General features: G+C 43.1%; 17 protein-coding genes and 1 tRNA gene. 10 read left to right on the forward strand and 8 right to left on the reverse strand.

All coding sequences use genetic code 11. The annotated features are described in order from the left end of the window. Positions 1 to 8: 8 nt before the first annotated feature. From H8S64_RS11865 to H8S64_RS11880, 4 genes are all read right to left on the reverse strand, one after another. Positions 9 to 554: a MerC domain-containing protein gene (locus H8S64_RS11865; protein WP_186976243.1), complete on the reverse strand. Its 546-nt coding sequence runs from the start codon at positions 552 to 554 to the stop codon at positions 9 to 11. 100 nt (positions 555 to 654) lie between these two features. Continuing rightward, positions 655 to 957, reverse strand: a complete 303-nt coding sequence (locus tag H8S64_RS11870; RefSeq protein ID WP_099290210.1) for an ArsR/SmtB family transcription factor — start codon at positions 955 to 957, stop codon at positions 655 to 657. 408 nt (positions 958 to 1,365) lie between these two features. Then, entirely contained in the window at positions 1,366 to 2,499 is a 1,134-nt protein-coding gene (locus H8S64_RS11875; RefSeq protein WP_186976244.1) for a site-specific integrase, read from the reverse strand. Positions 2,500 to 2,727: 228 nt separating this feature from the next. After that, entirely contained in the window at positions 2,728 to 2,871 is a 144-nt protein-coding gene (locus H8S64_RS11880; RefSeq protein WP_186976245.1) for a hypothetical protein, read from the reverse strand. A gap of 55 nt (positions 2,872 to 2,926) precedes the next feature. Here H8S64_RS11880 and H8S64_RS11885 point away from each other — a divergent pair, with 55 nt between their 5' ends. Both H8S64_RS11885 and H8S64_RS11890 read left to right on the forward strand, forming a co-directional pair. Continuing rightward, positions 2,927 to 3,175 carry a hypothetical protein gene (locus tag H8S64_RS11885; RefSeq protein WP_186976246.1) on the forward strand — a complete coding sequence of 83 codons (249 nt, stop codon included), beginning with the start codon at positions 2,927 to 2,929 and terminating at the stop codon, positions 3,173 to 3,175. 41 nt (positions 3,176 to 3,216) lie between these two features. Continuing rightward, complete coding sequence (locus H8S64_RS11890) at positions 3,217 to 4,386, forward strand: hypothetical protein (RefSeq protein WP_186976247.1); 1,170 nt, start codon at positions 3,217 to 3,219, stop codon at positions 4,384 to 4,386. 503 nt (positions 4,387 to 4,889) lie between these two features. Here the strand turns inward: H8S64_RS11890 and H8S64_RS11895 are convergent. Next, a tRNA-Pro gene (locus H8S64_RS11895) sits at positions 4,890 to 4,963 on the reverse strand. 211 nt (positions 4,964 to 5,174) lie between these two features. Between H8S64_RS11895 and trxB the strand changes: the two genes are divergently transcribed. Further along, complete coding sequence (gene trxB / locus H8S64_RS11900) at positions 5,175 to 6,134, forward strand: thioredoxin-disulfide reductase (RefSeq protein ID WP_099293780.1); 960 nt, start codon at positions 5,175 to 5,177, stop codon at positions 6,132 to 6,134. Between the two features lie 139 nt (positions 6,135 to 6,273). Here trxB and H8S64_RS11905 read toward each other — a convergent pair whose 3' ends face one another. Continuing rightward, a complete protein-coding gene (locus H8S64_RS11905) occupies positions 6,274 to 7,275 on the reverse strand; it encodes a DUF2027 domain-containing protein (RefSeq protein WP_186976248.1) in 1,002 nt (333 codons plus the stop codon). Positions 7,276 to 7,509: 234 nt separating this feature from the next. Between H8S64_RS11905 and hutU the strand changes: the two genes are divergently transcribed. After that, positions 7,510 to 9,519 (forward strand): urocanate hydratase, encoded by a 2,010-nt coding sequence (gene hutU, locus H8S64_RS11910; RefSeq protein WP_186976249.1) that lies wholly within the window; start codon positions 7,510 to 7,512, stop codon positions 9,517 to 9,519. A 323-nt stretch (positions 9,520 to 9,842) separates the two neighbouring features. Here hutU and H8S64_RS11915 read toward each other — a convergent pair whose 3' ends face one another. Next, positions 9,843 to 10,724: an RluA family pseudouridine synthase gene (locus tag H8S64_RS11915; RefSeq protein WP_186976250.1), complete on the reverse strand. Its 882-nt coding sequence runs from the start codon at positions 10,722 to 10,724 to the stop codon at positions 9,843 to 9,845. 198 nt (positions 10,725 to 10,922) lie between these two features. Between H8S64_RS11915 and H8S64_RS11920 the strand changes: the two genes are divergently transcribed. Beyond that, entirely contained in the window at positions 10,923 to 12,467 is a 1,545-nt protein-coding gene (locus H8S64_RS11920) for a PCMD domain-containing protein (RefSeq protein WP_186976251.1), read from the forward strand. A gap of 59 nt (positions 12,468 to 12,526) precedes the next feature. Here H8S64_RS11920 and H8S64_RS11925 read toward each other — a convergent pair whose 3' ends face one another. Further along, entirely contained in the window at positions 12,527 to 13,804 is a 1,278-nt protein-coding gene (locus tag H8S64_RS11925) for a DUF4925 domain-containing protein (RefSeq protein ID WP_186976252.1), read from the reverse strand. Positions 13,805 to 14,140: 336 nt separating this feature from the next. Here H8S64_RS11925 and H8S64_RS11930 point away from each other — a divergent pair, with 336 nt between their 5' ends. The 5 genes from H8S64_RS11930 (at position 14,141) to hisB (ending at position 20,020) form a co-directional block, all read left to right on the forward strand. Then, positions 14,141 to 15,349 (forward strand): DUF4925 domain-containing protein, encoded by a 1,209-nt coding sequence (locus tag H8S64_RS11930; RefSeq protein WP_255469517.1) that lies wholly within the window; start codon positions 14,141 to 14,143, stop codon positions 15,347 to 15,349. A 229-nt stretch (positions 15,350 to 15,578) separates the two neighbouring features. After that, entirely contained in the window at positions 15,579 to 16,436 is an 858-nt protein-coding gene (gene hisG / locus H8S64_RS11935; protein ID WP_186976253.1) for an ATP phosphoribosyltransferase, read from the forward strand. 18 nt (positions 16,437 to 16,454) lie between these two features. Beyond that, positions 16,455 to 17,735 (forward strand): histidinol dehydrogenase, encoded by a 1,281-nt coding sequence (hisD, locus tag H8S64_RS11940; RefSeq protein WP_186976254.1) that lies wholly within the window; start codon positions 16,455 to 16,457, stop codon positions 17,733 to 17,735. A 144-nt stretch (positions 17,736 to 17,879) separates the two neighbouring features. Further along, a complete protein-coding gene (gene hisC, locus H8S64_RS11945; protein WP_255469518.1) occupies positions 17,880 to 18,911 on the forward strand; it encodes a histidinol-phosphate transaminase in 1,032 nt (343 codons plus the stop codon). Positions 18,912 to 18,919: 8 nt separating this feature from the next. Then, entirely contained in the window at positions 18,920 to 20,020 is a 1,101-nt protein-coding gene (hisB, locus tag H8S64_RS11950) for a bifunctional histidinol-phosphatase/imidazoleglycerol-phosphate dehydratase HisB (RefSeq protein WP_186976256.1), read from the forward strand. Positions 20,021 to 20,031: the final 11 nt, after the last annotated feature.

Below are 20,031 nucleotides of genomic sequence, written 5' to 3' on the forward strand. Positions count from 1 at the left end.
TTCAAAAGTTAATTTCCGCAACAACTATTAGATGGATTACGCTCTGTTTCCGATGGACAGCACGTTGCCGGCTGGGGCGAGCCGCAACAAGAAGACGGTTCTTCTGCGTTATCACTGTTTTCTATATTTCCGCAGCAACCTGAAGGAGTTATTTCCGTTTGTGATTGTGTAGAACAGCACCCCGAAGAAGTTGTTTCCCCTCTTCTGCCGACAAAAAGCAGTGCGGCTACTATCATTGCTCCAATCCACAGGAATGCCCGCTGAATAGCTATGGAACGCGCTTTCTTTCGTTTGGCTTCCTCCGAATCACTTCCGCAGCAGGCGCACGACCGGAAATAACTTTGGTAAAAACCGAACAAGAGTGATACTATGGCAAATCCGATAAACCATCCCCGATACTCGGCGAAGAACGAAAGTTGCGAAGCTCCAATTCCGAATGCTGCAAAAATACCCGCAAGAATGGGCATGCCACAACAACTTACGATTCCTAAAAATGCCAACACCGAGGACAGAATACCCGCCACTGTTGACCAGACTGTTTTTTTGTTACTCATATTTCCCATTTTTAGTTTATTATATATTGTAAATATACGATGATGTGCAGCATAAAAAATCTAATCGTTGATATGCGATTACTGGTTATAAATAGAAAAATTACATAAATAAATCTTTGAAATACAATCGAGCTTGTTCAAAGTTCTCACGATTGATGCAATAACGTACCTTAGGCGGTGTTATCTCTCCGTCAATCAGCCCCGCATCTTTCAACTCTTTCAAATGCTGCGATACTGTTGCCTGTGCAATAGGCAAGTCATTGACCAAGTCGCCGCAATAACAGGAACTTTGTTTATTGAGCAACCGGAGAATTGCTATTCTTGCCGGGTGACTTAACGCTTTGGCATATCGGGCAGCCATCACGTCCCGGTCTTCAAAATGCTGTGCTTTACTATATGCCATAATCACTTCTCATTTTTAATTCATCGCAAAATTACGATAAACGATTAAATCTACCAAACATTCATGTAGTTTTTTGTTGTTGAATCTGTTTTTTATCTGCTATGATGCTTATGGCATTTATATCAAAAAAATCTATAATCACTTTTAATTCCTACGTTACATATTTATACAAAGCAAATTTCTTTGGTGCAGTATCGACCCTATTGAGCACCCTGAATAATGATCATGGCAAATTATATTATAAGTGCGAGCCTAATATAGTTTAATTGTCATTATAATCACTTTACTTTGTTTTTTTCCTATACATACCCGGATTAAAGTAAACCAGAATTTGGTTGCCTACGGTCATATGCAAGATGTGAAAACATCTCATTCATATCTTTCCCCAATGCCACGATTTACATTGAGCTAATCAAACAATCCGTTTACCAGATTAACAGCATCGTCCTTTTTCTGGTTGATGATTTTAGCGTACACCTGTGTCATTTTCACATCGGCATGACCGAGTAACTTCGAAGTGGTATAGAGATCCGCACCAAGTGTCAGCATCATCGTGGCAAAAGTGTGGCGCGCAGTGTGAAAGGTAAATCGCTTGTCGATTCCCGCTGCTTTCGCCCAAGGCTTGATAAGTATATTCATCATTGACGGACTGGGTAAATCGAAAACATGATCATCTGCCGCCTTATCTCCTCGTTCCGGCATCCACTTCAATGCTTCAGGGGAAAGAGGCAGGTAAATCGGTTCTTTGGTCTTTTGCATGGACACAGCCAAGCGGTATTGCCCTCTATCAACGAATACGTCTTTCCACTTCAATCCGACAATATCGCTCACACGCAATCCGCAGAAGCAGGAGAACAAATAAGCAGCCTTTACAGCTTCATTATTCATCGGAGTGGCAATCAATGCCCGGACTTCTTCGATGGTCATATATGACCGTTTGCTCTCCGGCAGGCGAATCTTATCCGAATTATTGATTTTGGTAAACGGATTGACTTTGATAATCTCCGCACGAACGGCAGCGTTCAAAGCTCCGTTCAGAATACGGTAGTAGGTGTGGAGTGTAAAGTTCGACACACGCTTTCCTTTGGGACGATATTCCGTCATTAGATAATCGAGGTAGTCCTGGCAGAATGCCTTGTCAATTCGATCCATCGTCATTCGTTCTCCTGCATAGTCTTTCAGGATGCGAATGGTAACTGCGATTTGGTTTCCGTCCTTTTTGCCTCGCTTTGCCTGATTCTCTTTATATGTATTCATCCAATCGAGCAAGAACACCTTTTCCCTGTTCTCGATACCAGCTTCCCCATTAGTCAATTCGATGATGCGTTTCGATTTGATAGCATTGGCCGCATCCATCGTTGCTTGATTCCGTTTCCGGGCATTATTATCCGTTTCCGGGATAATATACATTTTGAGGTATTCATACGTCCGCTTTCCATCGCGGTAAATATCCAGATACAAACTCTTGCTTCCGTCACTCAACGGCTTCATCCGAAGACGGATTGGTTCTTTGACTTTCGTCGGCTTCTTTACTCGTGGCATAAACAACTCCTTTATTTGTTATTTCTGTTGCAAATGTAGGAATAATAATCCGAATTGAGGAACAAACAAGAAACAAAAATGTACCGAATAAGAACCAATTAACCGAAAACAATGAAAGCAACTGAAAAGAAATACACGCACTTAAATACTTATAAAACAGTGTGTTTATTTTCACTTGTTTGGTTCTTGTTTTCTTTTTGTGGGTCTATTCTATAAATCTGGTAAATTTCACGTGGTACGGGGATTGGCGATACAAACGTTCATGCTTGCCGTATATATATTCATTATATACATGGTTTGCGTGGGGTGTCGTTTTATCTTGTACCACAGGTTTACCAGAGCCTCTAAAACAGATAATCCTAACAGCCTCACGCTTTCTTTTTGTAATAAAATTCCTATTGGGGCGGAGGAACCTAAATGTAGTATTATGGAAATATCCTTATTAATAATTTTAAGTTGGGGTTTCTTTTTCATGGTATTAATTCCATTTTGTATGTGTTTTACAATGGCTGATAATCGAAAAATAAACCCTTGGTCTTTTGCTATAATCTCTTTATTTATTTGGTATTTATCTCCTATAATTATGGCAATTATATATCAGACACCTAAAAAGGTTGTTGAAAGAAAATTAGAGATAGCCAAAGAATACAAACGAGTTATTGCATCGAAAGGTTAAAAAACTAGGATAATATTGTTAAACTCTAATAAAAATGAATTATGAAAAGAGTTTTAGTTATTACAATTATTTTATTACAAGCAGTGGGTATGTTTGGGCAAACAAGAATAGAGCAATATGAAAGTGTATTTCCTAATAATTTTGTGTTTGTTTCGGAAGACGAAAATGGATATAATGTTACTAAAAGCTTTATAGTAAAAGCTGCAACACTCACCTATAAGGCTAATGAACTTGTGAGTTTTACATTAAAATCAAGTGGTAATGCACAAGCAACCTATAAAGTAGACAAAATGATTTCTGAAATTTCACGAGTAAAACGGTTTTGGATAGATAAGACTGAAAAATATTTTGTTGTTATTGCTTTTCCGTTAGATGTTGATAACGGAATGAGTATTTCATTTGTTTCTAATATAGATGGGACTATAATGTTTGACTTTTTATTTCGAAAAGAATTGACAGAGAAGGAGAAAAAGGAACAAGAATTACTAAAGGCACAAGAACGGGAGAGAAGAATAAAAGAACAAGAACGAGAACAAGAACGGGAGAGAAGAATAAAAGAACAAGAACGTCAAGAACAGGTTCGGCGAGAAAAGGAAATCGAGCGAATTTTGCCTATAATAGAGCAAACAAATATCTCATACGCTGTAAATGATTATTACAATAAGAAATATTTCAAAGAAATAAAATCAGATAATAATGTATTAGCTTTACGCAAATTGGAATTTAAAGGTGATGTTGATGTTTTGCTTAAAGTTGATACCGCAAGGGTTGATATTGTAAAAATTGGGGAGGAAATAGTGAATGAAGAATTGAATATTTTATCTCGACCTACTACTAAATATTGTACTTTTAATGGAGTTGATTATTACAAATGTCAAGGACATATGTTTTGTTACAAGAAGATTTATGTAAGGACAAAAACATTTGAAAAAGGGTATGGAGGGGTGAGAAATAGAGGGGGAAAATTCGAATATTATAAAAATATTCCTGATAATGTAAAGAAAGAGTGTGAGCTAAATTTTACGAAACGAGGAGAATATTTCTTCGAGTATACGATTGTTGGTGATGATGTGACTGTGAAAGAATTGAGTAGTCTTGAACGTAAGCAAAAAGATGAAATGCGTGGAAGAAAAACAACAGGACGTATGATTTTAAATTTAGGATGTGGTGCGTTATTGCTTGGTGCTTTAGCTGTTGGTGCTGCTCTGTAGTGTAATAGATTAGTGATGTTGGGGCAGTATAGAATATTGTAAATTTTATAAAGGGAAAAGACATTATGTTTTAATTGTTTGGTTAGTTATGAGCTTCCCGTAAATATGTTTTAATAAAGTATAGATTAATAGGGTGAAAGTGTTTCTAATAGACAAATGTTGTAGCTAGTAATAATCACTAGCTACAATTTTTATTAGCTATACGAGGCTATTAGAAGACAAAAACGGGTACATGGCAGGGGTTGTTGCTTCTATATGGTAAAAGAGAATATGTGTGGGTGTGATAAAGTGTGATTGATGTGTGGGCATGGGTATAATAAAAAGAGTTATAGCTACCCTGTAAAATTGAATAAAGCCGGGTAATAATTCCAATAAATGCCAAAAGATATCGTGTGGTGATTGGTATTGGTTCGTATTAAGTTACCCGAAAAGTTTAATGAATGTTTAATCGCAATAAAAAAGAGAGGTCTTTTAAACCTCTCTAATTACCTGATGCTCAGTAGTCGGGATGACAGGATTTGAACCTGCGACAACACGCCCCCCAGACGTGGACTCTACCGGGCTGAGCTACATCCCGAATTCGGATGCAAATATAGTAAGAATTTTTGTAATGATGCACGTTGATGCGAAAAAAAATGTAAATATCGCTTATGGTGTAGGCTTTCAGAGAATTGCGGGGAGAAAAAAGAGAGTGGGGTGGAAAAGATTGGAGGTACAATTTTTTTTTGGTAACTTTGCGAATCGTTACGTGGAATAGATACATTGTAAATTAATAAAAGGAATAATTTATGTCTACAGAAAATGCAATAGAAAGAGTTAAGTGTTTGATTATAGGTTCAGGACCTGCCGGATACACTGCCGCGATATATGCTTCAAGAGCTAATTTGAACCCGGTGCTTTACACGGGAATACAAATGGGTGGACAGTTGACGACCACGACCGAAGTAGAAAACTTCCCGGGGTACCCGGAAGGTGTTACCGGACCGGTGATGATGGAGGATATGAGAAAACAAGCCGAGCGTTTCGGTACGGATATCCGTTTCGGTATCGTGAGTGATGTGGATTTTTCCGGGCATCCTCATAAAGTGACGGTTGACGGGGAGAAAGTAATCGAGGCTGATGCCGTGATTATCGCCACGGGTGCTACCGCTAAATATTTGGGATTGCCGTCGGAAGAAGCGTTCCGGGGAGCCGGGGTGAGCGCTTGTGCTACTTGTGACGGGTTCTTCTATCGTGGGAAAGATGTTGCCGTGGTAGGTGGTGGTGACACTGCTTGCGAGGAGGCTACTTATTTGGCCGGATTGTGTCGTAAGGTATATTTGATCGTTCGTAAGAATTACTTGAGAGCTTCAAAAGCTATGCAGGCACGTGTGTTTAACACGAAGAACATCGAAGTATTGTTCGAGCACAACACGTTGGAGTTACTCGGTTCTGATATGGGTGTAGAGGGAGCTCGTCTTGTGTACAAAAAAGGTACCCCGGAAGAGGCAACCAAAGAAATCAAAATCGACGGATTCTTCTTGGCTATCGGTCATACCCCGAACACGGATGTATTCAAGAAATTCATCGAGTTGGATGAACAAGGGTATATCATCACCGAGGGTAAGTCTTGCAAGACAAATGTTCCCGGGGTATTTGCTGCCGGTGACGTGATGGACCCGACGTATCGTCAAGGTATCGCTGCTGCCGGAACCGGTTGCCGTGCTGCTATTGACGTGGAACGTTATTTGGGCGAATTGAATGCGTGAATATTCTAACCATTGAATAGAATCGTTTTCTAATAAAATAGAAAAGCTGTTTGAAATAATATTCGAACAGCTTTTTTTTAATCCCCAATTGATTTCTGATGAAATACGGGATTGTTTTGATATTCCTTTAATATACAATTTACTTGATCGTGACCATTGTAGCCCCGTAACCGTATTGTTTGAAAGAGGCATCCTGATGGTTGAACCGTTTGTATTTGGTTTGCAGTTCCCAGAGAATGCGTTGTCTTAACACGCCGTCGCCTTTTCCGTGTATGAACACGATTTTCATACCCCGCCGCAGTTTATATTCTTCCAGTGTCTTGTGAAAAACGTCCATTTGGTATTCCAACATATCTTTATTATCCATTCCGACAGTGGTTTCCAGTAACTGGCTAATGTGGAGGTCTACTTCAAGTATGTTGCCGACCATTTGTTTATGGGGACGTTCGTGTTGTTTGTCTTCCGGTTTCGGAGCGGCTTTCTCCAAGAATTGCTCCGGGATAACTTCCAGACCTTCTTCTTTAACAATGCTTTCTTTGTCAAGCGGGCGGAGCAAGGTGATCGTGTTGAACCAGCGGGTATGCTTGTATGCCCCAGTTTTGCAGAGGTTGGTGGGCACGATCTTGATTTGTGCGTCTATGGCGTTTCTCAACTGGTGAACACCCTTTTGATAAAAGACGGCTTGTACATGAATTCCTTTGATGTTGTCCAGTTCTTTCAATGAATAATTACCGATCAGGTAAGTGGTGTCGGGGTTGCTGTTGCCTGCCGTGATACCGGTGTATTTTTCCCCGTCATGGAACGAAATGGAATACAAGCTTGTCTGCGTGGTATCGTTCACGAGATAAATGTCGAAACGGCTACCCGTGAGATCATTGAAGTTCTCGGGTACGAATGCAAGGTAGACGGTATCGGCTGATTGCATCACCACGTTTTTTTGTTTTACCGCGGGTGATTCGTTGATTTTGTTTACCGGGGCAGAATCCGTGTGTATCACGACAAGGTCATTGGTCGAGGCGGGTATCTCGAAACCATATTCGTCACAGAACACGTTTACCGTGTTATTATCTATGATGCCCGTTACTTTTCCTTCTAGTTTTTCGGATATAAACCGAACGATATCTCCTATTCTTACATTCATGATATGTGCTTTTTTGTCCTACAAAAGTAGTGTTTTATCTCTTTATTACGAGATGTTGGAGTGAATGATTTGAAAGCGTATAGCAAAAAAATGCCCCAATTAATGGAAAAAACCATTGGAATGTATTAATTTAGCGAACTGATAAGTAGGCTATACGCTGAAAATCGGATGATAGCGGTACTAGTTTGTATGCCGTGTGGTTATTGAAATAATAGATAGTAAAATATAATTATAATGACATTACAAGAGTTTCAACAATCAATCCGGGAAGGTATCCCGGCGGAGTTACCGGCTCCCAAAACGTACGAGCCGGAGATCAACCATGCTCCCAAGCGGAAAGATATTCTCACGAAAGAAGAGAAAAAATTAGCGATTCGTAATGCCTTGCGGTATTTTGACCCGAAACATCACGCCGTGTTAGCCCCGGAATTTGCCGAGGAGTTGGAAAAATACGGGCGTATTTACATGTACCGTTTCCGTCCCGACTACAAGATGTTCGCTCGTAATATCAATGATTATCCGCACAAGAGTTTGCAAGCCGCGGGGATTATGTTGATGATGAGCAATAATTTGGATTATGCTGTGGCGCAACATCCTCACGAGTTGATTACTTACGGGGGGAATGGTGCCGTGTTCCAAAACTGGGCGCAGTATCGTCTGGCGATGAAGTATCTGTCGGAAATGACGGACGAGCAGACGCTGGTGTTGTATTCCGGTCATCCGATGGGACTGTATCCCTCTCACAAGGATGCTCCCCGTGTGGTTGTGACCAACGGTATGGTTATTCCGAACTATTCCAAACCGGATGATTGGGAACGTTTCAACGCTCTGGGAGTTTCTCAATACGGGCAGATGACTGCCGGTTCATTCATGTATATCGGACCGCAGGGTATCGTGCACGGTACGACGATCACGGTTTTGAATGCAGGTCGCAAGATTTCCAAACATGGCGAGGGACTTGCCGGGAAATTGTTTATCACTGCCGGGTTGGGCGGTATGTCCGGGGCACAGCCGAAAGCCGGAAATATAGCCGGTTGCATCAGTATCACTGCCGAGATTAACCCGAAAGCGACACATACTCGCCATTCTCAAGGTTGGGTGGATGAGGTATTTGATGATTTAGATAAATTGGTGGAGCGCGTGAAAGTAGCTCGCGAGAAGAAAGAGGTGGTTTCTATCGCTTTCCAAGGTAATATCGTGGATGTTTGGGAACGTTTTGCGGAAGGAGATATTCCTGTCGAGTTAGGTTCCGACCAGACTTCTTTGCACAATCCTTGGGCGGGTGGGTATTATCCCGCGGGCGTTAGTTTCGAGGATGCCAATCGTATGATGGCGGAAGAACCCGAACTGTTTAAACAGAAGGTACAGGAATCTTTGCGTCGTCACGTGGCGGCTATCAATAAATGCGTGGCTCGTTTCAATACTTATTTCTTTGATTACGGGAACGCGTTCTTGTTGGAGTCTTCCCGTGCGGGTGCGGATATTTTGAAACCGAACGGTGATTTCAAATACCCGTCTTACGTGCAGGATATCATGGGACCGATGTGTTTCGATTACGGGTTCGGCCCGTTCCGTTGGGTATGTTCCAGTGGCGACCCGAAGGATTTGGCTAAGACCGACGAGATCGCGGCTCGTGTGTTGGAAGAGATCATGACTCACTCCCCGAAAGAGATACAACAACAGATGGCGGATAATATCCGTTGGATCAAGGCGGCGATGGAAAATCATTTGGTTGTCGGCTCTCAAGCCCGTATCCTGTACGCGGATGCAGAGGGACGTATCAAGATTGCCGAGGCTTTCAACAAGGCTATTGCTGCCGGTGAGATTTCCGCTCCCGTGATTTTGGGACGTGACCATCATGACGTGTCCGGTACGGATTCTCCTTATCGCGAAACGTCCAATATATACGACGGTTCTCGTTTCACTGCCGATATGGCAATCCAGAACGTGATCGGGGATTCTTTCCGCGGTGCGACTTGGGTATCCATTCACAATGGTGGCGGTGTCGGTTGGGGAGAAGTGATTAACGGCGGTTTCGGGATGTTGTTGGATGGTTCTGCCGATAGCGACAGACGTCTGAAGAGCATGTTGTTCTGGGACGTGAATAACGGAATCTCTCGCCGTAGCTGGGCGCGTAACGAGGGTGCCGTGTTCGCTATCAAGCGCGCGATGGAGGCAAATCCGAATCTGAAAGTGACGTTGCCGAACTACGCTGATGACCAGTTAATAGAATCGTTATTTTAATCATAATATTTTGATATTGGTGGGGAATGCTTTTCACGGGCATTCCCCGTTTTGTTTTCAAGGGATAAGTACACGCGGAATAACCCCGTTTATACCCGATTTGCCGGGAATAGGTTTCTGGTTGCTTTTTTGTTGCTTGGGTGTGCGAATGGCATGCGGGTAGCGTGTCTGTTTACAATCTGTTAAAACGTGGGCGAAGTGTGGGCAATGTGTGGGCGAATAGTAGGCGATGCCGCCTACAACCCGCCCAAAAGTCACTCTAGATTTGTCCGAAAAGGTAGGTCGTCCCTTGAAATAAGGTTGTTAATTCTCGTGTCGCTCTTTTATTTGAATAAGGCGGTGAACTTGGCGGGTACGGGAGTTTCAAAATTCATTTCTTTTCCGGTGACGGGGTGAATGAAATGGAGCTTGAAGGCGTGCAATGCCAAGCGGCGCAAAGGATTCTTCATGGCACCGTATTTTTTATCCCCGGTGACCGGATGTCCTATCTCCTGCATGTGTACTCTGATTTGGTTCTTGCGACCGGTTTCCAGATCCAATTCGACGAGCGAGAACTGCCTGTCGGATTTTAATACGGTGTAGTTCGTGATTGCCAGTTTACCGTCTTTGGAGGAGTGAACGACGAAGGCGCGGTTTTCTGATATGTATGATTTTATTTGCCCGTGCTCTTGTCGCGGGCAGCCCTCGATGATAGCCACGTATTTTCGTTCCAGAATCATGTTATTCCAGTCTTTTTGTAGCTTTTCCTGTACTTTAGCGTTCTTCGCGAACATCATGATTCCGGATGTTTCTTTATCCAGACGGTGAAGGATGAAAACGTGGTTCCGGGGATTTTTGTTTTTCACGTAATCGTTCAATATATGATACGCTGTTTTCGTCTTGTCCCGTTCCGTTCCCATGGAGAGCAGGCCGCTCGCTTTTTCAGCGACGATTAAATCATCATCTTCATGCAGGATGGTCAACATCGGGTGGTGGAAAGGGGCTGCCGTTTTGTTCATGCCGACGGTGACCGTATCGCCCGGATTCAGACGTGTGTCAAATTGTGTGGTCGGGCGGTTGTTCACTTGTACAAGTCTGTGAGCGAGTAGTGATTTCACGGTAGTTCTACTTTGGTCATGCAGAGCTTGTAACAAGAAAGGCATGAGAGTATTCTCCTCTTTGACTTCGAAGCTTCTGCTTCGCGGGGCCGGGTAATGGGATTTCATATGTTTATTTTTTAGCCGTTAATCCGAAACAAAGGTAGTGAAATAAAGTGTTAATTTTTATATTTGCGGGAATAGACATGTTAATTCTTGTTCTGTTGCGGAGATAGAGGCGATAATTTGTAACGCGGGCTTGGTCTTTGTTGTAAAAGAAAACCTAGGAATTTGTTCCATAAGTTATTAACAAACAAATGATCAGTTATGAGAAGAAAATTTTTGTTTTTATGCACATTCGTGAGTGTACTGGGTTTCTTGATGTCATGTAGTGATGATAAGAAAAAGCCGGATATTCCGCCAGTCCTTGAAGATGTTATCGGGGAGTATGCATCGGATAAGTTGAGCGTGAAGGTGGACGGGAAAGATGCGGATGCAAATGCAAAAATCCATGTTCTAAAGGAGGCGGACAACACGGTTTCTTTGAAATTGACGAATATTGTACCCGGTGTCGAAGAATTTATTATTCCTAATGCCCAATTTAACACGGCTAGCCGGAGTTCGTACGTTGCAACATTAAGTGGTAAGCATGCCGATAACGTGAGCGGTTACGAGGTGTCCGTGGATGGAACCGTGGATAACGATGTATTGACGGCAATCGTGTCGATAAAGGAGATAGCGGGAGAGTCCGTTGAGCCGGAACAATTTATCGGGGCTAGGTATAAGGGCGAGATGAAGATTACCGCCGGGAATTTGCCGGCACCGGTGACGATAGAGCAACAAGTGTATATCACGAAGACCGAGACGGAAGAACCGAATGTTTTCTGTTTGAATATTGATAATTTCGGGCTTGGGGAGGATCTGCAGTTGGGTGATATTAAGCTGGACGGAGTGACGCTCATGAAGAGGGGTGACGTGTACGGATTCAGCGCGGAAGGTTGCAAGATCGATTTGGATATCGTGGGAGAAGTGACGTTGGACGTGAAGGGAGCTATCAATGGTTCCACGATGACGATGAATCTGGATATTGATGCCCTAGGGATGAAAGTAACGGTTGCTTTCACTGGAGAGTATTATTTCGGTTTTGACATGACGCAATGGGTGGACGTGACTTCGGGGAAATATACTTTCCAAGAACCGTTGTTTATGGCGACGTCGAATCAAGCGGGAGTATACCTTATGAATATGAAAAAGATCGATTCTTTCTTCGTGGTATATGACGAGGATGAAGGGGCTGCCAAGATTGACACGAAAGACACGGAAGGTTCAAGTTTGTTTGGAGTTGTTATTCCTAAATCAACAGCGGGAACGTTGTTTACCGGTTCTTTTGTTTTGAACGCCACGAACACGTTAAAGAGTACGCATTTCGGTGTGCCTTACCGGATGAAGCCGACGACGTTGAAAGTGACGTATAAATACACGGCAGGTGAAAAATTCTATGAAACGACTTCTACGGGAAGTGGTTTAAGTACAAAAGTTACAGTCACGGAATTTCCGGATATAGTGGATAAATGTTCGATTGCCGCTTATTTATTCGAGGTGGATTCGTATGACGATGATGATTATTTAGATGGTAATACGATTAAAGATTCTGATAGTAAGATTATTATGGTAGCTTCTTTGACAAGCGAGGGAGAGGCGAATTTTACCAGTAAGGAACTGAAGTTTGAAGAAACTGGTAAAGGTGCGTATGATCCGAATAAAAAATATAAATTAGCCATTGTTTGTACTTCAAGTAGCGAAGGGGACGCTTATCGCGGGGCCCCGGGAAGTACGTTGTGGGTGAAGAATTTAGAGGTTCTTGGAGAATAAAATAATATTATAAAAAACTCCCGGTATCTGATAGGTGCCGGGAGTTTTATTTTATTCTATTATTTTAAATCTAAACCAATTCCAATACTTTCGGTAATAGACCAGTATTGAGGTAGGTATTGAATTAATAGTTTCGCTTGCGCATATTGACTTGGCATAATTCCGGCTGTTGTTAGTATATCCCATATTTTTATTATATCAGCTGACGTGGGATCACTGGGGTCGCTTGGTTTTAGCAAAGGTTCCAGAGCCTCTTTGTCAAGATAGAGGCAGGTGTGATTTTCTTCTTGTTTTATGTTTAGAGGGAATCCGGTATTAACCCACTTGAGTAAAGTGTTGATGGATTCATCACTAATAGAACTTATGTCGATATTAGCAAACTGCTTTATGATGGTTTTGATAGTTGCGGCATCAGCTTGAAGTATAGTATTGATGATACTGGAAAGGTCAAAGCTACTTTCTGATAATGTTGAAGTTTGGTTATCAGCCATTGCTTGCGTGATAATATTGGCAATATTAAGTTTTACATAGACTTTCTCATCTTTCATGAACCAAAATGCGAGATTCTGGGGAGAATTAGTCCAATCGGTAGATGGTATAAGAGCCTTCACTTGTTCTGCGGTAGGAACTATTGCAAACCAAAGTGGTTTGAATGTTATTTCATTTGCTCCGGTGTAGTAACTTGCTAGAATATTACCGTCCGCATTGAATGTTACAGATTGTAATATCTGGGGTAAAATAATACTTCCTATTGCGCGGTACGATTTCCCGTAAGCAACTCCATATTCGTTATTTTCGTCTTGGGCAACCCAATCCACGTGTAGGGCTCCCGCCACGCAACTGGCTATAGTGTTTGATTTGCCATTCCATTGGTACGTGAGTTTGTCTTTCACGTAATCGGTTAAAGTGTATGTTTTGACTAAATTGGCATGGTCTGTAAAGGAAACATTTAGATTAAGGGTTAATTCCCCTTTCTTTACTGACCCACTATAGGAAATATTGCCTTGTGATTCGATACTTCTACTTATAGAAGTAGAACCTTCGAACGTGTACATTTCGTTTTCCTCGATGAGTTGAATGTTACTGATTGTCATTTCCGTTTTGCCCGGAATGATATCTTTTAGTGTTAGCGTGGCTGTTTTATTGTCTTGGGTGTTAAAGGTCACTTGTTTCCCTTGTAATTCAACTCCACTATAGGTCATTTTTAAAACGGATTCACCGTTACCAAAGGTTGTATTTATATCTGCGGGTGGAATTAGCGGTTTGTCGTCATCATTGCTACAGGAACATAAGAATGTTATTCCTAGAAATAGTAATAAAAGAAATTTGTTTTTCATACTTCATTAAATATTAATTAGACATCTTTTTATAATCAAATTTGTGTAATATCAATAAACCTTCGTTTATTAATAGCGTATGAATAAATATTTTTCAAGTAAAATCAAAAAGAAGTATGGCACTATATGGCTATAATTTGTTGAATTTTTAAATTTTTAAAGAGGTGATAATTAAACACCTGCGAATCTTAAAGTGTTAAAATTGCAAATCACTTGTAACTTCTGATTAAAACTGCACGTTTTTTGCTGGGTAAATAGCTACGTGGCGTAATAAACGAAGGTTTGTTGATTGCACGTTTGATTATAAAAAGATGTCTAATTAATATTTAATGAAGTATGAAAAATCGGTTTTTATGGTTGTTGATTTTAGGGATGGCGTTGTTTTTTGGGTGTAGTGATGATGACGATGATGATACGTGGAAACAATTACCACAGGAAGAACTCAATATTCAAGATGTTGCGTTTGAAATAAATGGAGAAAAAGCTACTAGAGGTAGTTTGCAAATGACGGTAAAGAACGAGAATGAAGCGGTGTTGAATTTGAAAAACGTGATTCCGGGTTATGCGGAAGTGCCTGTTGACGTGAATTTAAAAAAGCAAGCTGATAATTCTTTTACTTTTTTAGGGGAGCAAGGATTGACTACTCCACCTGCCATGATGGTTCGGTCTGATTTACAGCCTGTAATTATGACTGTTCGAGTGGAGGGTAATGTGAATTTGGAGGGTAAAGTATCTGCTACAGCTACCACAAAATTGTCTGAATCTGCTCAAGCGGGGTTGACTGGTGCTTGGACTCTGTTAGGTACAATGAGTAATAATGATGAACTCGTGACTGCTTCTCCGTTATTTTTGACTTGGACCGCAATTAATAAAGAGGAACCTAATTTTGAGTATGGTGCAAATATGGTTAGTTTGTTCGGTTCTTTGGCTGTATATAATATGTTGAACCAAGTTACATTCCATGAGGATGGGAATATCACAGCAAAATATTGGGATGGAGAGTTCGCTATGGCTGGTGCCGATGAGAATAATGTTCTTGAAGCTACCCATGAGGATTGGAAAGTTTCCCCGAAGAATTTGGCGTTCTGGTATGCAAGAAATGAAATGTTGTATATCGTGCCTAATATTAATGCAATTCTTCAACAAGTGGGAGCAGATAATGAAGACGTAGATATTAATAATCCAGAGAGTTTGAATACCATTCTTGAAAAATTGGGCGAATATAATATTGATATAAATGCTCTTCTGCCTTCGGTTATGCAATGGATGACGACAGGAATTCCGGTGAAGTATACGAAAAATGGTAATGAATTGAAAATTAGTGTAGACAAGCAAATGGTTGAGCCGTTTATGAAAGCGCTTCTTCCTGCTTTAGGTAAGTTGCAAGAAGAGGTGGATAAAATATTAGCAGATCCTACTAATGATAATTCATTTTTGATACAAATGGCTTTAGCTATGTTGCGGATAGAGAAGTTGACAGATATTAAAACAATCTGGGAACAAAATACAGCCGAATTTGAATTGTCACTTAATTTTGTAAAATAAATTTTTTGATTATATTTGCAGCACGAAAAAGACAAAAATATGAATAGTACGTTACATCATATGCATCATCATTGCCATCACTGTTTTCAGGTGAGATGATGCTGTTGTGCTGTAATTAGAGATAAAGAAAGTATAAATGAGCTCGCCTGAATCAGGCGGGCTCGTTTTGTTTTTTTCGATATCATACATAGCCTTTCCGGATTCAGAGCGACGATAAAATCAAATGAAGATGGTAAAATTGAAAGTCGCGATTCAGAAGTCAGGACGTTTGAACGAGGATTCCCTCGAATTGTTGAAAGAGTGTGGCATTTCCATTAATAACGGGAAAGAGCAGTTGATGGCACAGGCCTCTAATTTTCCGTTGGAGGTGCTTTATTTAAGAAATTCGGATATTCCTCATTACGTGGAGGATGGGGTGGTTGACGTGGCGATTATCGGGGAGAACACGATAATAGAGAAACGGGCGAATGTATTGAAGTTGTTGGATTTGGGCTTTTCCGGGTGTCGGGTGTCGATAGCGATTCCGAAGTCGGAGGAGTTCACGGGATTGGAGTGGTTGCAGGGGAAGAAGATTGCGACGTCGTACCCGAATACATTGAATGATTTTTTACAGCAGAATAACATACAGGCAGAGGCTCACGTGATTACTGGCTCGGTGGAGATTGCGCCGGGGATTGGGTTGGCGGATGCGATTTGTGATATCGTGAGTTCGGGGAGTACGCTTTTCAAAAACGGGTTGACGGAGGTTTACACGTTATTCAAGTCTACTGCTGTTTTGGTGGCGAACCCGAATTTGGACGAGGAGAAACGGATGTTGTTAGAGCAGTTGATGTTTCGGATTAAAGCGGTGTTGGCGGCGAAATGTAACAAGTATATTTTGTTGAACGCTCCGGAGGATAAGTTGGAAGAGATTTGCAGGGTGTTGCCGGGGGTGAAAAGTCCGACCGTGATGCCGTTGCGGATGAAAGGATGGTACTCGCTTCATTCGGTGGTGAACGAGAATCGGTTTTGGGAGTCGATAGGAGCCTTGCGTGCCGCGGGGGCGGAGGGGATACTGGTGGTGCCGATTGAAAAAATGATTGAGTAAAATTAATGTAATAAGGTTATGAATAAGATATTATATCCGAAAAAAGAGGATTGGGCGAAGATATTGGAACGTCCGGTAAATAAGGGAGAGGATTTGGAAAAGGTGTGTCAGGCGGTGTTTGATGAGGTGGCTCGTGATGGGGATGAGGCGTTGAAGAAGTACACGTGGTATTTCGATAGGGTGAAGATGGCTGATTTTGAGGTAACGAACGAAGAGTTTGAAGTTGCTGACCGGGAGGTAGCCGCGGATTTGAAAGAGGCTATTGGGCTGGCGAAGGAGAACATAGAACGGTTTCACGAGGTGCAATTGTCGGGTATTAATGAATACGTGAATGCGAATGGTTTCCGTTGTTGGCAGGAGGCGAGAGCGATTGAGTGCGTGGGGTTGTATGTGCCGGGAGGAAGTGCGCCGTTGTTTTCAACCGTCTTGATGTTGGCTATACCTGCGCGTATTGCCGGATGTCGGGAGGTTGTGATTTGTACGCCGCCGGGAGAGGATGGACGGGTGAATCCGGTGATTTTGTGGACGGCAAGGCTTTGTGGCGTGAGTCGGGTATATAAAGTTGGGGGGATTCAGGCGATTGCCGCTTTGACGTTGGGGACGGGAACGATACCCCGGGTAGATAAGATTTTCGGACCGGGCAATCGTTTCGTGACGGCGGCTAAACAAATGGTCGGGCGTTACGGGGTGGCGATTGATATGCCGGCTGGTCCGTCGGAATTAATGATTGTGGCGGATGGAACTGCCTGTCCCCGTTTTGTGGCGGCAGATTTGTTATCACAGGCGGAACACGGTCCGGATAGTCAGGTGGTGCTTGTTACTTGCGTGGAGAGGTTGGTGGAAGAGGTGGAAAGAGAGTTGCGGGAGCAATTGGATAGATTGCCTCGCAAATCGATAGCGGAAATGGCGTTGAAATGTTCGAAGTACGTGGTGTTGAACAGTCGGGAGGAGTGCGTGGAGATGGCGAATCTTTATGCCCCGGAACACTTGATGTTGTGCGTGGAGGATTACATGGCGTGGGTTCCGCGGATACGGAATGCCGGTTCTGTTTTCTTGGGGAATTATTCGACGGAGAGCGCGGGGGATTATGCTTCGGGGACGAATCACACGTTGCCGACGAACGGGTATGCACGGGCGTATAGCGGTGTCGGGGTGGATTCTTTTATGAAGAAGATTAGTTTTCAAGAGATTCGACCGGAGGGATTGGCTTATCTGGGGAAGACGATAGAGATTATGGCAGATAACGAGAATTTGACGGCGCACGGGAATGCGGTAAGGGTTCGAGTTGAAAGTTTGTAAGGTTTATAAAGTTCATAAGGTTCATAAAGTTCATAAGATTTATGAGGTTTATGGGCTGTATGGGGACTTTGTTCTCGGCAGCGAGGCTGCCGGAATACTTTATAAACTTTACGAACATTATAAACTTTATAAACTAACATGGAAATGGAGTTTGAGAATTTGGTAAGAGAGAATATACGGGAACTGGAGGCGTATTCTTGTGCCCGCGGGGAGTTCGAGGGAGCGGGGGCGGTGTTGTTGGACGCGAATGAGAATCCGTTCGCTTCGGGATATAACCGCTATCCGGACCCGTATCAGCGGGAACTGAAACAGCAGGTTGCCCGGTTAAAGGAGGTGGATGTGTCACGGTTGGTGTTGGGTAACGGGAGTGACGAGTTGATTGATATGTTGATACGGACGGTTTGTGTACCGGGGCGGGATAATATAATCGTGTTTTCTCCGGGGTATTCGATGTACGAGGTGAGCGCCCGGGTGAATGGCACGGAGGTGCGGAACTTGGTGCTGGACGATGATTTTATGCCGGAATGGGAGGGTATTTTTGAGCGGGTGGATGAACGGACAAGGATTATTTTCTTTTGTACCCCGAATAATCCGGTGGGGAATGTCATTCCCTTGGATGAGATTCGGCGGGTTGCGTCACGGTTTGATGGGTTGGTCGTGGTTGATGAGGCGTATATCGACTTCGCGGATGTGCCGTCGGCAACAAGTTTACGGGGGGAGTGCCCGAATGTCGTGGTGTTGCAGACGTTGTCGAAAGCGTGGGGACTGGCGGGATTGCGTGTGGGGATATGTATGGCGGAACCGGGATTGGTGAAGTATCTGAATAAGGTAAAGCCGCCTTATAATATCGGTTCGGTGACGCAACGAATGGCGTTGGAGGCATTGAAGAATGTGGATTTGTTCCGGGAGAGAGTCGAGGAAATCAAACAGGAGAGGGAGCGTGTGTTAGTGGCATTGCGGGGTATGGCGTGTTTTGAGCGGGTGTATGATTCGGAGGCGAATTTCTTGCTCGCGTGTACGCCTTGTTATCGGGAAGTGTATGATTATTTGTTGGCTCACGGGCTGGTTGTCCGGGTGCGGCATATTCCGCCCCGGTTGGAGGGTGGCTTACGCATTACGATTGGGACGAGGGAGGAAAATGATTTATTGATTCGGGTATTAAAGGATTTTAGATGACGAGATGTATGAAGAAGATTTTGTTTATAGATAGGGATGGAACGATTATCAAGGAACCGCCCGGTGATTTTCAAGTGGATAATATGTCAAAATTGGAATTTGTGCCGGGAGTTATCGGGGCTTTGCGGGAGTTGGCGAGGGATACGGATTATCGGTTGGTTATGGTGAGTAACCAAGATGGCTTGGGAACGGAGCGTTTCCCGATGGAGGCTTTTTTGCCGCCTCATGAATTTATGTTACGGACGTTGGCGGGTGAAGGCGTGGTGTTTGACGAGATTCTTATAGACGAGAGTATGCCGGAAGAGGGCTCCCCTCGTCGAAAACCGGGAATTGGTATGGTGGAGAAGTATTTGGGGGATGGATTGGATAGAGAGTATTCTTACGTGATAGGGGATAGGGTGACGGATATGCAGTTAGCGAAAAACATGGGAATACGGGGAATTTATTTGGGCGAGGAGGTTCCGGAGGGGGTACCCGTGGCTTTGTGTACTGGTTCTTGGGGACGGATTGTTCGTTTTTTGAAAAAAGGCAGCCGTCGGGCAGTAAAAGAAAGAAAGACTGCGGAAACGGACGTGAAGGTTGCGCTTGACCTGAATGGTTCGGGAGAAGGGGACGTACGTACGGGATTGGCTTTTTTCGACCATATGTTGGAACAGATTGCACGCCACGGTGGAATTGATTTGGTTGTTGCCGTGAAGGGGGACTTGCAGGTCGATGAACATCACACGATAGAGGATACGGCTATCGTGCTGGGGAGTTGTTTTGCCGAGGCGTTGGGGAGTAAGAAGGGGATTGGGCGGTACGGTTTTGCTTTACCCATGGATGAGGCGAAAGCGGAGGTGTTGCTTGATTTCGGGGGACGGGGTTGGTTGGAATGGAACGCGGTGTTTACCCGGGAGTACGTGGGGGATTTCCCGACAGAGATGACCAAACATTTTTTCGCTTCTTTTTGCCAGACGGCAAAGTGTAATCTGCATGTGACGGCGAAGGGAGAGAATACACATCACACGATAGAGGCTATTTTTAAGGCTTTCGGGCGTTGCTTGCGTGTGGCGGTGGAACAGAAGGACGGGGGAGAGTTGCCATCGACGAAAAAGGTAATATTTTAATCATAAATCGT

The sequence above is a fragment of the Butyricimonas hominis genome (assembly GCF_014287455.1).
GTDB classification, from domain to species: Bacteria; Bacteroidota; Bacteroidia; order Bacteroidales; family Marinifilaceae; genus Butyricimonas; species Butyricimonas muris.

What these genes read in the sequence shown, in the direction of transcription:
- H8S64_RS11905 (WP_186976248.1), bottom strand. Translation starts at nt 7,275, where the DNA reads ATGAATGTAAGAATAGGAGATATCGTTCGGTTTATATCCGAAAAACTA.
- hutU (WP_186976249.1), top strand. Translation starts at nt 7,510, where the DNA reads ATGACATTACAAGAGTTTCAACAATCAATCCGGGAAGGTATCCCGGCG.
- H8S64_RS11870 (WP_099290210.1), bottom strand. Translation starts at nt 957, where the DNA reads ATGGCATATAGTAAAGCACAGCATTTTGAAGACCGGGACGTGATGGCT.
- H8S64_RS11885 (WP_186976246.1), top strand. Translation starts at nt 2,927, where the DNA reads ATGGAAATATCCTTATTAATAATTTTAAGTTGGGGTTTCTTTTTCATG.
- H8S64_RS11925 (WP_186976252.1), bottom strand. Translation starts at nt 13,804, where the DNA reads ATGAAAAACAAATTTCTTTTATTACTATTTCTAGGAATAACATTCTTA.
- H8S64_RS11890 (WP_186976247.1), top strand. Translation starts at nt 3,217, where the DNA reads ATGAAAAGAGTTTTAGTTATTACAATTATTTTATTACAAGCAGTGGGT.
- hisB (WP_186976256.1), top strand. Translation starts at nt 18,920, where the DNA reads ATGAAGAAGATTTTGTTTATAGATAGGGATGGAACGATTATCAAGGAA.
- hisG (WP_186976253.1), top strand. Translation starts at nt 15,579, where the DNA reads ATGGTAAAATTGAAAGTCGCGATTCAGAAGTCAGGACGTTTGAACGAG.
- H8S64_RS11875 (WP_186976244.1), bottom strand. Translation starts at nt 2,499, where the DNA reads ATGCCACGAGTAAAGAAGCCGACGAAAGTCAAAGAACCAATCCGTCTT.
- H8S64_RS11915 (WP_186976250.1), bottom strand. Translation starts at nt 10,724, where the DNA reads ATGAAATCCCATTACCCGGCCCCGCGAAGCAGAAGCTTCGAAGTCAAA.
- hisC (WP_255469518.1), top strand. Translation starts at nt 17,880, where the DNA reads ATGGAGTTTGAGAATTTGGTAAGAGAGAATATACGGGAACTGGAGGCG.
- H8S64_RS11930 (WP_255469517.1), top strand. Translation starts at nt 14,141, where the DNA reads ATGAAAAATCGGTTTTTATGGTTGTTGATTTTAGGGATGGCGTTGTTT.
- H8S64_RS11920 (WP_186976251.1), top strand. Translation starts at nt 10,923, where the DNA reads ATGAGAAGAAAATTTTTGTTTTTATGCACATTCGTGAGTGTACTGGGT.
- H8S64_RS11865 (WP_186976243.1), bottom strand. Translation starts at nt 554, where the DNA reads ATGAGTAACAAAAAAACAGTCTGGTCAACAGTGGCGGGTATTCTGTCC.
- trxB (WP_099293780.1), top strand. Translation starts at nt 5,175, where the DNA reads ATGTCTACAGAAAATGCAATAGAAAGAGTTAAGTGTTTGATTATAGGT.
- hisD (WP_186976254.1), top strand. Translation starts at nt 16,455, where the DNA reads ATGAATAAGATATTATATCCGAAAAAAGAGGATTGGGCGAAGATATTG.